Annotated in this window: 2 protein-coding genes and 1 pseudogene; all 3 read right to left on the bottom strand. The window is 73.3% G+C overall.

What is annotated here, in order from left to right; all coding sequences use genetic code 11:
* On the bottom strand, positions 1–256 hold a 256-nt coding region (locus IE312_RS42730), incomplete at its 3' end, for a TadE/TadG family type IV pilus assembly protein (RefSeq protein ID WP_229900676.1).
* A 34-nt stretch (positions 257–290) separates the two neighbouring features.
* Positions 291–671: a pilus assembly protein gene (locus IE312_RS31805; RefSeq protein ID WP_189985722.1), complete on the bottom strand. Its 381-nt coding sequence runs from the start codon at positions 669–671 to the stop codon at positions 291–293.
* Between the two features lie 7 nt (positions 672–678).
* Positions 679–839, bottom strand: a pseudogene (locus tag IE312_RS42725) (septum formation initiator); the annotation flags it as partial.

Below are 839 nucleotides of genomic sequence, written 5' to 3'. Positions count from 1 at the left end.
GCACCTCGGGGATTTTGACGGTCGCGGTGACGGTGACCGAGCCGCCTCCAGGGTTGGGCGAGCAGGTCACGTCCAGCGCGCTGCTCACCGCCTCGGCGCAGGCCTGGGCGGACGACTGCCCCAGCGACTCGGCCCGCGCCCCGGCCCGGGCCGCCGTACCGGCCTGCTCGGCGGCGTAGGCGACGGCCCCGAGCTGGATGCCGGCCAGGCCGACGATCAGCAGGACGGGGATGAACCCCAGGTACTCGATGGCCACTTGGCCCCGGTCGCGTCGGCGGCGGCAGGACATCTCAGTGCTTCGCCTCCTCGACGGCACCGGCGTGGCCGTGGACGGTGACGGGGAAGTCGACGAAGCCGGGGAAGAGGACGGGGACCTTGACGGCCACGTCCGCCGTCACGTAGCCGCTCCCGTCGCACCGCTCCACGCTGGCACCCCCTCGCCACGCCCCGGACAGATGCCCCAGTGCCGCCTGCTCGCACACCCCGAACCGCTCGCCCGGCGGTGCCGCCGTACCCGCGCGCACGCCCTCGTCCGCAGCATTCCCCGCGAGCGTGAAGGCGTACCCCACGAGTACGGCCTGCCACATCAGCACCAGCGTCAGGACGATGAGCGGTGTCATCCCGAGCAGTTCGACGCTGACCTGTCCCCGGTCCCTGTCCGGCCTTCGCATCAGGGGCTCACTCCTTCCGCCGCCGCAGGCTCACGGAACCGCGGCCGTTCCCGCGGTGGGAGGCTCCCTCCGCGGCCTTGGCCAGCCCCAGCTCCCCCGCGAGCGCCCACAGCGCCTGCTTCACCGTGCTCCTGGGGTCGAGTTCGTGGAGCCGTCCGGCGTCCACGA

This window comes from Streptomyces capoamus, assembly GCF_014654935.1.
Classification (GTDB): domain Bacteria; phylum Actinomycetota; class Actinomycetes; order Streptomycetales; family Streptomycetaceae; genus Streptomyces; species Streptomyces capoamus.
Note: the sequence above shows the minus strand (reverse complement) of the source record. Positions and strands in the feature narration are given on the sequence as shown.